Source organism: Vibrio sp. B183, from assembly GCF_000740665.1.
Lineage (GTDB): Bacteria > Pseudomonadota > Gammaproteobacteria > Enterobacterales > Vibrionaceae > Vibrio > Vibrio coralliilyticus.
Genome location: NZ_JPQB01000026.1, coordinates 48,799 through 63,342, shown reverse-complemented (window position 1 = coordinate 63,342; position 14,544 = coordinate 48,799). Strand labels below are relative to the sequence as shown.

12 protein-coding genes and 1 riboswitch are annotated in these 14,544 nt (G+C 46.8%); of the genes, 1 reads left to right on the top strand and 11 read right to left on the bottom strand.

From position 1 onward, the window contains the following. Positions 1-4 precede the first annotated feature (4 nt). Together IX95_RS22250 and IX95_RS22245 are read right to left on the bottom strand one after the other, a co-directional pair. Entirely contained in the window at positions 5-673 is a 669-nt protein-coding gene (locus IX95_RS22250) for a YagK/YfjJ domain-containing protein (protein WP_038164122.1), read from the bottom strand. 60 nt (positions 674-733) lie between these two features. Beyond that, entirely contained in the window at positions 734-1,378 is a 645-nt protein-coding gene (locus IX95_RS22245) for an inovirus Gp2 family protein (RefSeq protein ID WP_152562060.1), read from the bottom strand. 388 nt (positions 1,379-1,766) lie between these two features. On the opposite strand from IX95_RS22245, the gene IX95_RS22240 reads away from it, so the two are divergent. Continuing rightward, a complete protein-coding gene (locus IX95_RS22240; protein ID WP_038164120.1) occupies positions 1,767-2,645 on the top strand; it encodes a winged helix-turn-helix domain-containing protein in 879 nt (292 codons plus the stop codon). 551 nt (positions 2,646-3,196) lie between these two features. On the opposite strand, the gene IX95_RS22235 is transcribed toward IX95_RS22240, so the two are convergent. The 9 genes from IX95_RS22235 to IX95_RS22195 all read right to left on the bottom strand — a co-directional run bounded on the left by IX95_RS22235 (position 3,197) and on the right by IX95_RS22195 (position 14,252). Beyond that, positions 3,197-4,567 carry an NCS2 family permease gene (locus IX95_RS22235; RefSeq protein ID WP_038164118.1) on the bottom strand — a complete coding sequence of 457 codons (1,371 nt, stop codon included), beginning with the start codon at positions 4,565-4,567 and terminating at the stop codon, positions 3,197-3,199. A 55-nt stretch (positions 4,568-4,622) separates the two neighbouring features. Further along, a riboswitch (purine riboswitch) is annotated at positions 4,623-4,722 on the bottom strand. 97 nt (positions 4,723-4,819) lie between these two features. Next, complete coding sequence (locus IX95_RS22230; RefSeq protein ID WP_038164116.1) at positions 4,820-5,710, bottom strand: energy transducer TonB family protein; 891 nt, start codon at positions 5,708-5,710, stop codon at positions 4,820-4,822. Continuing rightward, a complete protein-coding gene (gene exbD / locus IX95_RS22225; RefSeq protein ID WP_038164112.1) occupies positions 5,707-6,138 on the bottom strand; it encodes a TonB system transport protein ExbD in 432 nt (143 codons plus the stop codon). The genes IX95_RS22230 and exbD overlap by 4 nt, the downstream gene beginning before the upstream one ends. A 13-nt stretch (positions 6,139-6,151) precedes the next feature. Continuing rightward, entirely contained in the window at positions 6,152-6,946 is a 795-nt protein-coding gene (gene exbB / locus IX95_RS22220; protein ID WP_038164385.1) for a tonB-system energizer ExbB, read from the bottom strand. Between the two features lie 242 nt (positions 6,947-7,188). Next, the gene (locus tag IX95_RS22215) at positions 7,189-8,667 is read right to left on the bottom strand and encodes a surface lipoprotein assembly modifier (RefSeq protein ID WP_038164110.1); all 1,479 of its coding nucleotides are present in this window, start codon (positions 8,665-8,667) and stop codon (positions 7,189-7,191) included. A gap of 71 nt (positions 8,668-8,738) precedes the next feature. After that, complete coding sequence (locus tag IX95_RS22210) at positions 8,739-9,440, bottom strand: Slam-dependent surface lipoprotein (RefSeq protein WP_006957179.1); 702 nt, start codon at positions 9,438-9,440, stop codon at positions 8,739-8,741. Between the two features lie 155 nt (positions 9,441-9,595). Continuing rightward, entirely contained in the window at positions 9,596-12,688 is a 3,093-nt protein-coding gene (locus tag IX95_RS22205; RefSeq protein ID WP_038164107.1) for a TonB-dependent receptor, read from the bottom strand. Positions 12,689-12,786: 98 nt separating this feature from the next. Then, positions 12,787-13,731 carry a FecR domain-containing protein gene (locus IX95_RS22200; RefSeq protein ID WP_038164105.1) on the bottom strand — a complete coding sequence of 315 codons (945 nt, stop codon included), beginning with the start codon at positions 13,729-13,731 and terminating at the stop codon, positions 12,787-12,789. Positions 13,732-13,733: 2 nt separating this feature from the next. Further along, the gene (locus tag IX95_RS22195; RefSeq protein WP_038164103.1) at positions 13,734-14,252 is read right to left on the bottom strand and encodes a sigma-70 family RNA polymerase sigma factor; all 519 of its coding nucleotides are present in this window, start codon (positions 14,250-14,252) and stop codon (positions 13,734-13,736) included. Positions 14,253-14,544: the final 292 nt, after the last annotated feature.

Sequence of the window (14,544 nt, the reverse complement as noted above, 5' to 3'; positions counted from 1 at the left end):
TTTTTTAAGGTGAGTCATGACTGCAACCAAAACTCATGCTGCGGTTCTCGTCGTTTAGGGAGACGGGCTTCGCGAGACGACTTATCCGATAGAAGAGCTCATTTAACTGCAATGGAAACGCTTCATCCCCTTTTTGAAGCTCATACACATCATCAGCTGGGGAATAGGCCAACCCCAAGCACCTTCTACCGCAGCTGGTTTCGACTGCTCTATCCCATGCTTTTCTAACTCTAGACAGATAGCGACTCCTCTCGCCCCCACTTTTACCCAAACAAAGATAAAGCCGTTTATCAAAGAACAAGACAAGGTGGTACTGGCTGGTGGACTCACACGCCTTGAACCAAACATGGCGAATGACCGTTTGGTGATATTGGTGAGGCCTACGCCTGTACTTCATTAGGCACAACTCATTGGTTTCCAGCTTCAAGGTACGAAAGAAACGACTGAATACCTCAGAATGGTTTCTATCAAAGTCACTTGGTAGACGTACAGTAAAGTGAGCGACACAAAGTTTAGGGTATTGGCCGAGCGCTTCAGTCAGCACTCGGTCGATGTCCTCCAAGTACTCAACGATAAGACCATTCTTGTGGTAGTAGAGTGGTTTTCCATTAAACGTTCTGTCATGGGTGATGGTGACTAAGCGGTTGTGAGCAACGTTGATGTGATTTGGCATGATGAGTTCCTGTAGTTTGTTGTTAATCCCACAGGAACTGTGACTACCGTAATTTTTAAGCTATTTACGGCTATGGTCGAAGTTGTTCATACGTTTGCCAAAATGCTTGGTTCTTCTCTTCGCTAGGTAACTTAGTCGATAAAAGACGGACTGAAACACCTCCTCAAACTCCTCAGAGTTACGTAGCAAATGATACTGGCCTTGTTTAGAAAAATGTATGGCTGGTTTCTCTTTGCCTGAGTAGATAGCATTCACAGATCGCTTCCAAGCATTGCGGATACGGTTAGCCAAACTTTGCTGATATTCACCAAAATCCCCTAAAGAACGAAAAACGTTTCTGTCAAAGATAAGCGCAACGTGGTAGTGGCTGCTTGTTGAGGTATCACACTCTTTCGCCCAGACATATCGAATAGTGGTTTCACGATAGGGTTTGCCATTTAACCGAGCACTACGTCTTCGATATGCCGCTATCTGAGATTTCAAAGATCGAAAGAAACGAGTCATCACTGCTGAATCATCCCCCCTAAAGTCTGCTGGTAAGTTAAGGTCCACTCGAACGACAAAAAGTCTCGCGTATTGCTCTAGAGCTTTCTCAAGGACTGATTCTATTCCTTCTAGGTATTCAACGACCAAACCCTCCTTGTCGATGTATATGTTGTTTCCGTTGAAAGTAGGTTCGTGTGTGATGGTTAGGTTCTTAGACATGATGGTGACCTATGTTTTGTTAATGACATAGGTACTGAGAGTGACGTTATTTTCTAAGTCTCTCTTTGAGTAGGGGATGGGTTCCCCTACCAAGATATCGTGTGATGAGGTCGTTGGTTGAGGTGTGGGATTAGGTTAGTAGATGGGTAGGTATATATATTATTAATTACCGTTCCTCCTCGATTTACTCTCCCTCTGTTTTTAGGTGATTACTGAGTCTTCACATCAGCTAAATCTATCCAGGTAACCTTAATTTTTTATCAAAAATCATGGTTTAAGCATTTTTTCTTCTGGAGTTTACTCACATAAAAAGTGATGATGCCATATACCTACATCCCGCCAAAAGCGTCGGATTACGGATAAAATTACATACAACCAGGGTAAATGAATGACACTAACTGACAAAGACGAAACCAATCGTTCAGAAGTACCGACCATACTGGAAACGCCAGCTATCAATCCTGACGCTGAGGTGAATATCATCAATTTGATTAACGAATTCGATACCAGAAGCAAATACTATTTCTACAACGAAAAGGAGAAAAAACTCATAGCAATGCCTCTACCATTTGGTGCCCAAAAGAGAACCAATTTCAATGAAGAGTTGCGTCGAGTTAAGACCATGGGACAATTTCGTGAGACCTATCTATGCAAGAAACACCCATCTCTAGCACGTCAAAAGTGGATTATTCTGCTACCGTACGCTCCCATTTCAAGAAGCCATATGCCGACAGAAACCTATTCCGAAAGAAACATTAATCAAACCAAAATTATCAACACATTTTGGAAAAGCGAGCTAAGCCTTCGCTATGAAGCTGCGGAAGCATCGATTCTGGTTTGCTCATTTTTAGCCAAGAATGTTGACCGCAATACCCTTGGATTAGGGATAAGCAAAACCAAGATGGCGGTCGTTTTAGGGATGAGTGTTCGCCGTGTATCCGATACTTTAAAACGCCTCAAAGAACTCGGTTATGTTAAGCTGTACACAAAGGAAACTAAAAGGGGGAATCTCAGTCTTGGCACTTTTATACAGGTAACAGAGACTTTTTCATCTCAATTTTTTGTCGCCAAAAAGCCCGAGGGAGAGTCAGAGAAAGAGCAACAAAAAAGTTCTGAACCTCAATCGCAAGACACCCCTGAAAAGCGTTATTTTCAATTTTTGGAAATATTGAGTGATCTACGGCTTGATCTAAAGAATTTCATCGTGAAAAACAAGGACCCGATACCACCAGCCGTTTTGCAGCAGATTTTTAAGGTTTTGGAATAAACATTTGCGGGAGGAACGCCGACTTTAATGGGGCTGAACACCTTCGCTTAGCTGTATAAAGGCATTTACCATACACGTGATAGGACAGTCTTGATGACGTACCGATCTAGAACTAGATATATCAACAAGAAGTGGGGATGGTGATCAAAATTCACGTTTCTCGAATACAGCTTAAGTCCCCTGATGAAGCAGCGTTTAAAATAAAGACACTGTTGCTTACGGCAGAATTACATGACACTATATTTACCTCAGTATGCACATATACCTCTCACAGCTCAGTGTTTCGGTTGTTAGGAATGCCTGAATTGATAATAATTATCATTACATAGATAACAGAACTATTGTCAACGTAAGAAACATAGCGACTTAAACCAACTGGGTAGTATATTGGGTAGTAAAACCCTAAAACAGACAACATAAGATCACTAAGCTTCTGATTTTTAAATAATAAAAATAGTTACTCAACGAACAGATCCAGAATATTGAGTAAGTTAATACTCAGAATGACAAAGCCCCGCTCTGAGAGCGGGGCTTTTAGTTTCAGAATCTTATCAAAGCAGTATCAAGTACGTCAGGAAGATAGCCGATAGAGCGTAAATTACCGGATGCACCTGTTTACCCTTACCTGCCACAACCATGGTAAATGCGTAGCTGATAAAGCCCATCGCCATACCGTTGGCTGGAGAAAAACTTAGAACAGTGAACATAATGGTAAAGAACGCTGCAATGCGGGATTCTTTTTGTTCCCAGCTAATTTGTCCTAAGCGCCCGATCATATAGATGCCCACTACCACCATCGCTGGTGCCACCATAGCGGCTGAAAAAATGGAAAACAGTGGATATAGGAACAGAGACACTAAGAACAGGCCTGCGACCATCACGGCAGCTAATCCGGTTTTGGCGCCCTGAGAAGAAGCGATGCCGGACTCTGAGAATGCAGTGATGGAGGTGGTTCCCAGAACTGAACCAATCACCGTGCCACCAGCATCTGCAACCAATGCAGAACGTGCATTGGGTACCTTGCCATCCTTATCGATGATCCCTGCATCACGGCCAACGCCAACAATCGTGCTCAGGCCATCAAAGAAATCGACAATCAGGAAAATAATCACAATAAACAGCAGATCAAACATTTTGTCCGCCGTTAATCCTGAAAAATCGAACACTGCACCAAAACTGCCCGCTAAGCTTGGCGGCGCGGAGACCAATTGCTCTGGAATCGGCGCGTTGTTGGTCCCCATCACCATGTCAGCAAAGACGGTTAACACAATAGCAGTAACAAAAGAAATGAAGGTCGCGAGCTTGATATCACGCACCATGCACCCTAAAGCGACAAAGATACTGATGTAAGCGATGATTACCTGTGGGTCTGTCACCTTGCCCATGCTGACCAGAATGATCGGGTTAGAAACAATAATGCCGGCGTTTTTCAGGCCAAGAAAGGCAATGAACAACCCAAGTGAAACAGTGATCGCCAGCTTGAGATCTTCTGGTATCGACTCAATCATCGCCTTGCGGATATTGGTCATCGACAGAATCAAATACAGCACACCGGATAGAAAGATACCAAACAGCGCTTCATGCCACACCAAAGCAACCGAGCTACTCAGCAACATCCCCTTGAAGAAGCCATTCATGCTCATACCTGGCGCCAGCATCACTGGGTAATTGCCCCAAATGCCCATAATCAAGGTTGCTACCGCCGCTGCGATCGCCGTCGCGGTAAACACCGCGCCTTTATCCATACCGGGAATACTGCCCAGAATGGCTGGGTTAACAGCCAGAATATAGCTCATCGCCAAAAACGTAATAAAGCCTGCGTACAACTCAGTACCTAGGGTTGTGTTACGTTGAGTGATTTTAAATACCGATTCCAGTACACCGGATTGATTCTGGCTTTTCAGGGTTGATTCGAGACTCACAATGAAACCTTTACAAGTGGGGTAAACAGTAAACGGATTCAATGCTGTATGAAGAGAAAAGGGGCAAAGCAACTGTAGTCACCGAGATAGGCTCAGCGGTAGAAACGTCCAATCCATTTCATCAGACATATACAGCATTTAATCGTTTGCGCGGATTGTAAGGATCTTGAGTGAAATCTCAATGCTTTTGTGTAAATTTAGCAAACGTTTGCTTCGGGTGTATATTGGTCAATCAAATGCTAGATTCATTCACTACTGAACGTAAAACCGAACCGGAACCGTCCAAGTTAAGGTCGCACCACTGACTTCATCTGGTGGTAATGGCAATGGCATAGCGCGGTAGACAAGAGCCACAGCTTCTTTATCAAGCGATTCTGTTCCGCTACTGCGCACCAGTTTGACGCCCAACACCTGCCCTGCTCTATCCATAGTAAAAGTTATCAAAGGCACACCTTGTTTACGCATTCGCTTAGCGCGGCGTGGATACTGCTTATGCTGCTCAAGGTGCAGAACCAGTTGCTGTTTCCAACTCACCTTGACTTGTTTTAAGTGCTGGCTGAATGCCCCAGACACGCCTTGAATCTGCTTGAGTTCTTTTTCAACTTCAAGCTTGGGAGCACTCTTTTTAATCTGAGCAACCGAAGCTTGCTGGCTGACTGAAGGCGTCTCGGCTTTCGGCGTTTCCACCTGTTTTTGAACCTGAGCTACAGGTTTACTCTCTGCTTTCGTTTTTGGCTTCGTTGGTTTTGCTGGCTTGGGCACAATAGTCGCAATATCTGAAGGGTGATGTGTTTCTGTGGCCTCAATCGGAGTTGGCTCTGGCACACTCTCGACTACTTGTGGGATCTTCTGGTGTGGCTCAATCGGCTCTGGGCGAGCCATTGATGCCATAGAATCCATCGACTCGTTCTGCTCTGGACCAGTGTTTAACGCAGGCTTTTCAACATGTGGCGCCGCAACGGGTGCAACCAAGGCAACACTGACCGGAATCGCTGCTGGCGGCCGAATAAATTCAGCTTTAGGTTGGTAAAAATAGTAGGCCGCGACAGCCAGATGGAGGCCGACACTAACGGCTATTCCAGGTAACAACCAAGGGCCAAAGCTATCATGCGATGTGGCTCTGCCTAACTGACTGCCCATCATGCCCCTGCTGTCTCTGGTTGTTCCAACCCGACCAAAGCGATCTGCGCATAACCTTCCGCGATCAAAGTATTCATCACTTTCATCAGGCTTTGATAATCCAGTGCTTTGTCAGCACGTAAATAGATACGCTGCTCTTTATCAGGCAGTGCTTGGGCTAACGCTTGAGGCAGTTGTTCGAGAGTCACCGTCCTCTCCTCGCCCAATGTCAGTGCCAGATCGGTGCTGACGGTCAAGTAAAACGGAGCCTTAGGTTGAGGTGTCGGTGTAGCCGACGACGTCGGTAAATCGACCGGTATATTGACCGTCGCCAGTGGTGCCGCGACCATTACAATGATCAACAGCACCAGCATGACATCAACAAACGGCGTAATGTTGATCTCATGATTGACCGCCAACTCATCCTGCTGCGAAGCAACTTTAAATCCCATTTCTATGCTCCGCTCAGGCTGCTAACTTTTTTCCGTCGATAGAAACGGGCTCTCTATCGAGATCTCGGCTCACCAGTACCATCAGCGCTGCAGAGATATCTGCCATGAGCGCGCGATATTGACTGACACCGCGAGTAAAGTGGTTATAAAGCACTACCGCAGGAATCGCGGCCACCAAACCAATCGCTGTTGCCAACAACGCTTCTGCAATCCCCGGCGCTACGACAGCTAATGTGGTGTTTTGAGATTTGGCGATGCCGATAAAGGCATTCATGATCCCCCAAACAGTGCCAAATAGACCGACAAAAGGGCCAACAGAACCAACCGTCGCCAGCACTCCAGTTCCTCCTATCATCGCACTGCTTAAACCAGCCTGAACACGTTCTAGTCTGAGCTGTAAGCGCTCTTTAATGCCATCTTCATTGTCTGCTCGAGCAGATAACGCAAGCTCTTTTTCTGTAGCTTCAATCAACGCCAGCCCAGCGCCTTCTGCACTGTCGCAGCGCAGCTTGCCTTCGACCAAGGTTTCAGAATCAAGCAATTCATTAAGAATATGACGCGCACGGCGACGCGCTAGGTTTAACTGGATTTGCTTTGCGATACCAATCGCCCAAGTCACGCCTGAGGCCACCAGCAGTAAAATCATCACCGCTTTAACCACCCAGTCAGCCGATTGATACATGCCATAGGGAGACATGTCGTGTTGAGGAGTAGCGGCGACCAAATCCGGTGGCAACATGTTGTCGCTCACCGGTGCAGGAAGCGCAGAGATTTCAGCCTTCTCTGCGATGGTCGCCCTTTCCTGCATAACGGGTTGTGACCCGATTTCCGACGTTGTTTCAGCCCAGCTGAATGGGGCCGCTAAAAAAAAGCAAATTATCAGTAGTGATCTGGATAAGCATTCCATTGTTTTACTCACATTCGGTTTATCTGTGCGCACTATGCCTAGCCAAACACGTGCACCTCTATCAGTAACACCGAACAACAATGAAAAATCCGTAAAAGTTTTTTCATTTATTTTTCAAACAACCAATAAACCATTGATTATTTTCAGAATCTTTTTTCTAGTTTTACGCTGTATTGATGCTGCTTGTAGCTGTATGCCCAATCAACATTACTCTTGGTCTGATTGGCTTTGACTTCGATGAGCGGTTTAAACCCGGCAAACAGCTCTGGCAGAGTCACCACTAAGGTATAATTTTGCTCAGTATCATCACGCCGCTCACCGAGCACCGCATTGAAGTCACCATAAATACGTTGCCGCAACGAAGCGAATAAGGTCACGTCAGTATTCAGCGATGTGAAGGTTTTATTCACGCCCAATCGACCTCCCCACAAATCGTACTCATGCACCGCCTGTCGGTTTTGTTTCAGTGTCCAGTCTACACCACCAAACACTAACCATTTGTCGGGTAACTGATGCCAGTAAGTGCCAAAGACAGACCATTGCCAGTCGGATTGATAGCGAAAGGTCTGATTACGATAATCGAGATATTCCCCTTCCACTTCGAGTTTCATAGCAGAAGTCTGGCTAAGATTGGCAAACCAATCCGCCTTGAAGCCGCCCGAAGCAAACAACGCCTGATTCGCTAAGGCGCGATATTCAAACTGCGGCGCAATACTGAGCTGATGTTTAGCGGTCTGATAGCTGTAACCAAAGGTCACGTTTAACGTCTGCTCGTTATGTTCTTTGCGGTTCTGGTAATTGGTGCCATAGGCAAAGCTGCGTAGCTGCAAGCCATGATGACCACTAAGCGAAAAGCGTCGATTTAAACTGGCGTCGTAGTCAATACCATAGGCAGATTTAACCTTGGGCGCGCTACGCTCTAAAAAGCACTGACCATTGGTGAAATAGACCAGACATTCATAGTGTTTCGAGGACAAATTCAGGTTGTCGTTGTAAGTCGGCCCAAATGAAAATGCACCTTGCCACTCATCACGATACTCCAGTGCACTAACAAAACTTTCTACAGTATTCCGGACTCCCGCCGCTCTCGGGTTATCAGCAGGTAAGCGACTGAGGATGTCATGAAATAATGATATAGAGGCGCTGTTTTCTCTGTCTTCAAACCAGACGCGAGCTAACTCTAACTCTGCGGGTAAAAAGTTTTCCTGCATCTCAAGCAATGTCGCGTAGTGCGTTTCTGCCCGATCATAATCACGCGCATTGCGTGCCAATGCCCCCGATGCGTAGTGCACCAACATAGGATCAAAATCCGCCAACGCCATATACCTTTCCAGCAGACTCTCTGCCAGTGCCCATTGACGCTGCCGAACCGCGACATGCAATGCCGGTCCAAGCTCATCTGCGGTATTCGCTACGATCGATTCTGAGCCTGACGCCGATTGCTCGGCTAGGCGTTCTTTTTCCAACTCTTCTTCAATAAGAGCATTTTCGTTCTGACGGGAGGATAACGCGTCACGTTGCTGGATACGCAAATCGGTATCCTGATCCGCGTAAGAGAAAGAGGAATAGCTAACGCTCACCATTAACAGTGAGCCAAGAATAAAGTTACGGTCGATTTTCATTGATGTGTTTCAATCGGAGAAAAAATGGGAGCAAGTCACTTGCTCCCCAAAGAGAAAGACAAAAACGAAAATTAGTTTTTGCTACCGCCAAAGGCAGTATCTAGCGTGCTGTCGCCAGCAAACTTAGCAAAGCCAGCGAGGAAAGCGGCATCGGCGCCAAAGAAGTGGCCCTGAGAGTGACCGATAGACATGCCATTCGCCACTGCGGTTCCAGAGAATTCCGCCGTAGAAGCATTAATAGCGTTGTTGTACAGATTGATCGACAGATTGCTGTTTGAAAGAGCGCCATTAAGTGTTTGAGCGCCAAAGTCCGCCGTGAACTGACCGCTTAGCGTAGCACCATTATTGATACCAGCGACTGTGTAGGTGGCTGAGCCAGATGTAGGTACGGTTGTGCCTGTGTCATCGCCCACGTAGTAAACTGCGCGATCCACAGCCTGACCGTTTTCAGTGCCTGAAGACCATTCACCAAACCAGATATCTTGACCAGCAACCTGAGAGAAAACGTATTTAGAGTTGTTGTGGTCACTGCCAGAGGTATATACATCTCCATTTTGGCTGGCAAAGACAGTTAGGCCGTCAAAGTCGACTTTTTTACCACCTGTACTACCGATACCTGCTTTACCTTTAGAGTGGATAAACGGAACCCAGACTTCAGATTCACCCACCTGACGCTGTGAACCGTCACTGATGGCACCATCAAAACCAGCATGTGCCAGTGAGCTTAGGCCAAGCATGGCCGCTGAAATCCATGAAAGTTGTACGATTTTCATTATTCAATCCTTAATAGGTATATGTTGTCATCTGCTGCCCAGACGTTTTTATCCGCTGTCTTTAGCAGCTTCATTCAATACACCGGATGAAACAGAGGAACCCGTAAATAAGCATGAAAAAAACCGCAGTCTTAGCTGCGGCTTTTTGATTGAAGTTAGAATCGATTGGTCAGTTTGACGCTGATGGTTCGACCCGGTGCTGGAATCCCAGTCACGGCTCCGGGCTCGAGGTAGTACATGTCGGTTAGGTTACTGCCCCGCACTTCAAACTGAAGATGTTCGTTGTAGGCGTAACCAATATACGCATCCACAGTAGTCACATGATCGCGTTTAACATAGTCTTCTGAATGGCTGTCTGACGCATAATAGGTACGAGTCCCGGCAATCAGCTTTTTGTTGAAGAATCGTGCCCCAAAATGAACACTACCACTGATTTCAGGGGGGACTTTATTAGCAAGGTAACTAGTATTGCTAAAGCCACCGCGTCGGCATTGTTTATATTCCGCAGAACCCGTGCTGGCAATGTCCGCCATAAAGCGCTGTGTGGCGGCATTCTCATCACATACTTCATACTCCAAGTTGTAGGCAACCGATAAATCACCGAAGTAATCTCCATCGTCATAATCCATCTGCAGCTCTAAGCCACTGGTACTCAGCTTCTCTAAGTTAGTAAAACTGGTTGTATTCAGTGACGTATTCCTGTCCATCACATCTTCAATCACCTGATCAAAGTAAGTCAGTTTGATATTGGCGTGATCGAAATAGTAGACATAGCCCAGCTCCCAGAGTTTGGAACGCTCTGGCGCCAAAGGGGATGACACCGATGGCACCGCCGAAAAACCAACCGTGCTTTCAAACATGCTAGGAAAACGCAATGATTCGGCGTAACGAATATAACTGCGGCTGTCTTCGGTCATTAACCAGGTCAAAGAAGCAGACGGCATCCAACCGCTGTCACTTGATTCGGTATTAGTGTAGGTACTGGCTGAGGAAGCACTGATGGATTGTGCTGAGCAGCTGCCCGCAACGTAGTTAGGATCGTTGGCAGCGGTAATACAGCCATTTTCTGATGCACTGTAGTTATTCTGGCCATCATGGCGCCATTCTGACTCAATATCTTCCACATAGGATGTGTGTGTGGCAGCGTCAGCGACTCCCTGAGCTACTAGCGCATCCTGCTCAACAATTTTGGCATCTAACTGTGTCTGCACAATGGGAATAAGAAAAGGAGGGACATCGTTTAACGCCTGCCTCAAATTTGCAATTTCTTCGTTTAATCTGGTATCCGCATTTCGGATGCCACTTTCAATACCAGATAAATACTCCGCACGATTCGCATCAGTAATCGGCACATTCATTTGATAAGAAAGCTTGTAGCCTTCACTGCCATACTGAGATAACGCTTGAGTATCACCCGCTGCCAAGCGATTTTTGACATAGTTATCGACGGTTTTGTAGTAGCCATAACGAATACCAGCGTTAAAGATCAATGACTCTGTCGCCCGCCATTCAATATTGGCACTGCCATTGTATTCCGTTCGCTCCCCCGCTCGCGCTTGCTCAAACTCCTCGATCACAGCGTTCAAGTCGCCTTTAGGCGCCAGCTCATGGAATTGGTAGTTACCAGAGAGAGTGAAATCAACATCGTTACCAAGCAGCATTTTGTTGCTGACACTCAAGCCATAGCGATCTTCTTCAGAGTTTATGCGTGCTGTGTTTTTAATAATTGTCGAGCCATCTGTCAGGCTGTTGGGGGAACCGGATCCCGAATTTGAACTAACATCGGACAAAGTCATCCACAGGTTGGATTTAAAATCGATATAGGGATTATCTGGCTTGGAACTTAGTTTAAGATTGTAGGCTTGCAGTCTGGTCTCATTTAACGGCCATTGAGCCACACCTGATAAGTACCTTGCTTCAGCACGGCTTGCAAGGATTTCACCGTGGGTACTCTTGGTGTAGCGAGCCCCCACCTCGACCTTAGTATCGTAGTTTAGGTTAAAGGCGAATTTGCCTAGAAATGATTCCATTTTAGAAGAAGTATTCGGTACCTCTTCACCGGGGTGATAGACCAAGGCTAAGTGCTCCGGACGAATCACTGTCTGGCGCCCTCCTAATTCTTCTCCTTCCGCCAAAGGCTGTCGGTAAAATCCAGCGTCATTCTTGCCTGAAAAGTAGTTGCCCCGATTGCGATACGCGTAAGCCGCCAACCACTCCACTTTTGGCCCAATACCCGAAACAGCCAGTCGGTAAGCCGTATCTTCACCATTTAACGGATTATCATCCTGACGCTGATCAGGATTAATAACCAAAGCAGGGTCGTTGTACAACAGATCACTTGCAGGATTATCGAGGTTAGCATATTCCGGAATGGTGCTAACATCTTGTCCTGTATACAACCTCGGCTCTTCTGGTGCAGTTGAGTTACTGCTGCTTTCGGCAATGAATTCCATACCAAAAGTTTCGCCGGGTTGCACAATATCTCGTGGAGATAAGGTCGTGATTTCCACCGCTCCGCCCACTGAGGTATTCACGTCTGGGTTGATTTGCGCACCTTTATGAACTGTCATGCCACCAATCAAGTTCGGGTCGAGAAAACTTCGATTAGACGCCCCGCGATAACCGTTGTTCACCGTAATCGCCTGCTCAGTACCGTCAATAATCACAGGGACCCGGCCCGGTCCCTGAATGCCGCGAATATTCGGGTCAATACCACCGCCATTGCGCGCATCGCCACTGTGTACGTTGGCCATCCCTTTAAAGATGTCCGAAGCGTCCGCTCCTTTGAAACGCTCAAGTTCTTCCTTGCCACGGTATTCCGTTGCGGCGTCTTTGTCATAGACATTGGCTTCACCCGCTTCATCGCGGCTAATGCCACCATCAAGGCTGGTCCCAACCTGAATCGCATCCAGCGACCATTCATCACCACCGTCAACCACATACGAACCATCAAGCTGCTTTTGCGCACTGAGCCCGGCATCCGCGAGTAAAACATTAAACGCATCATCCGGTTGATAATCTCCCTGTAAACCTAAGCTGTACTGGCCCTGACTCAGGCTGGCATCAATCGAATACTCAATACCCGCCTGAAGCGCAAACTGATTGAGTACGCCATCTAAATCACCGGCGGGAATATTGAAACTCTGTGCCTGAGCAGACAACGCCACAATGGGCAATACCAGACCAGCCAAGCCGAGCTGGGTACGGATGGCCGTCGACAAAAGGTTAGAGGTGAAAGGAGACTGCACGTTTATGTCCTTATTCGCTGGGTTAACTAGTGACTACACCGAGCGAATGAGTCAAAGCCTCAATCGATGAGAGAAAAATTATGCAAGTTGTCAGTAATTCATGCTCTTTTGCTAGCAATACTGACCCAAAAGCGAGTACGGAAGTACACTTCAATAGGCAAGATCTGGCGCAGATTTTCCAGTGTTTGGTCGGTATCTCGAATCGAGTACACACCGGAGATACGCAACGCTGATAGCTCAGGAGACACCTTGATCACGCCGCGGCGATAACGGGACAGCTCAGCAATAAACTCCGGTAACGGCGTATCGTGGGCGAGGATTTTTTCTTCTAACCACAACGCATCCGTGGCGAGCAAGCTCTGTTTTCGGCCTTGATGGTAAGCGCTAAACTCGCTTTTCTCCCCAGCGAGCAAGTGCTGGCCTTGTACCTGTCGCTGAGACTTCGCGATGACCTCGCCTTCGAACACACTGACTCGCGTCTGTTCAGGTTCGAGACGAACACTGAACTTAGTCCCGATCGGCGTCACACTGCCCTGTGGAGTGATGACATGGAAAGGCGTCAGGTGATGGCCAGTGGTGACCATAATTTCACCTTCCATCAGGCGGATAATCCTCTGATGTTGATTGAAATCAACACGCATGCGACTGGCGGTATTGAGCACAACCACGGTGCCATCCGACAGCTTTATTGGCTTCACTTCTCCAGTGGCGGAGGCGTATTCCGTTTCACCTTGTGGCATGGCTGCATCACTGGAAAGCACCAAACTCATAGTAGCTAGAGAAACGCCGCCCCAAATCAACACTTGCCTGCGTGATACGCGTTGACGATAGGTTCCTAGCACCTTACTACCCGACTGTGGATCCGGCAGGGAGGTAAATTTTTGCTGTAGCGACTCCATCTGCCGCCAAGCGTAATCATTATCTGGATGACGAGTGCGCCAGAGATGGAATGCACGCTTATCCTGCTCGGTCACATCGTCCGACCACATCCGTGCCATCCACAAAGACGCCTGTTCAATTGATTTGCGAGATACGCGCTCCATGTTCAGTAATAACCTTCCATGGCAGCCAACATGCAACCTTGCAACGCTTTGGCGACGTATTTCTCCACTGAAGAGACCGAAACCTCGAGACGCTGAGCAATTTCCTTGTAACTCAAGCCTTCCATCTGCCTGAGGATCAAAGCTTGACGGACCTTAAATGGTAATTTGTGCAACATGGCATCAATCTCCACCAGCACTTCAACCATCATGGTTTGGGTTTCCGGCGATGACGCCACGTCTTCAGGCTGTTGTTCAAGCAGCTCTAAATAGGCGGTTTCAATCCGGCGGCGGCGATAGAGGTCAATCACCAAGCCTTTGGCAATGTGCGTCAGGTAACGACGTGAATCTTTACGCTCGGGCAATTTACCGCTGACAAGAAGGCGCAAATACGTATCTTGGACCAGATCGGCACTGACTTGAGGGCAACTCAATCTCCGCTGAATAAACAACGAAAGCCAGCCATAATGTTCTCGATACATGCTGTCCACTTCGTTGATATCCACAGGGCTGATGGCCGTCATAATTTGCCACTCCTTTCTTTCAGTTGCATAAGATCACAAATGAAAATAATTATCATTAAAATTTATTCATAAGCAACGATTATCGAAAAAAAGTGTGCTATAGAAATTCAATCTATTGTCTAAATCATAAATAAATCAGTTAATTATGTTCAAAAATTAGACAAAAAAGAATTTAACCGCACATCAACTTATTTAAAAGACTGATTGGTAAGGAGAAATTTAAATCAGTCAGGGTCATTCAATTAAGCATTTCGGAGGAGGAAAAAGCGCCGATCGCCTGCACTTAAAAAGC

What these genes read in the sequence shown, in the direction of transcription:
- IX95_RS22245 (WP_152562060.1), bottom strand. Translation starts at nt 1,378, where the DNA reads ATGTCTAAGAACCTAACCATCACACACGAACCTACTTTCAACGGAAAC.
- IX95_RS22250 (WP_038164122.1), bottom strand. Translation starts at nt 673, where the DNA reads ATGCCAAATCACATCAACGTTGCTCACAACCGCTTAGTCACCATCACC.
- IX95_RS22195 (WP_038164103.1), bottom strand. Translation starts at nt 14,252, where the DNA reads ATGACGGCCATCAGCCCTGTGGATATCAACGAAGTGGACAGCATGTAT.
- IX95_RS22230 (WP_038164116.1), bottom strand. Translation starts at nt 5,710, where the DNA reads ATGATGGGCAGTCAGTTAGGCAGAGCCACATCGCATGATAGCTTTGGC.
- IX95_RS22240 (WP_038164120.1), top strand. Translation starts at nt 1,767, where the DNA reads ATGACACTAACTGACAAAGACGAAACCAATCGTTCAGAAGTACCGACC.
- exbD (WP_038164112.1), bottom strand. Translation starts at nt 6,138, where the DNA reads ATGGGATTTAAAGTTGCTTCGCAGCAGGATGAGTTGGCGGTCAATCAT.
- IX95_RS22200 (WP_038164105.1), bottom strand. Translation starts at nt 13,731, where the DNA reads ATGGAGCGCGTATCTCGCAAATCAATTGAACAGGCGTCTTTGTGGATG.
- IX95_RS22210 (WP_006957179.1), bottom strand. Translation starts at nt 9,440, where the DNA reads ATGAAAATCGTACAACTTTCATGGATTTCAGCGGCCATGCTTGGCCTA.
- IX95_RS22215 (WP_038164110.1), bottom strand. Translation starts at nt 8,667, where the DNA reads ATGAAAATCGACCGTAACTTTATTCTTGGCTCACTGTTAATGGTGAGC.
- exbB (WP_038164385.1), bottom strand. Translation starts at nt 6,946, where the DNA reads ATGCAGGAAAGGGCGACCATCGCAGAGAAGGCTGAAATCTCTGCGCTT.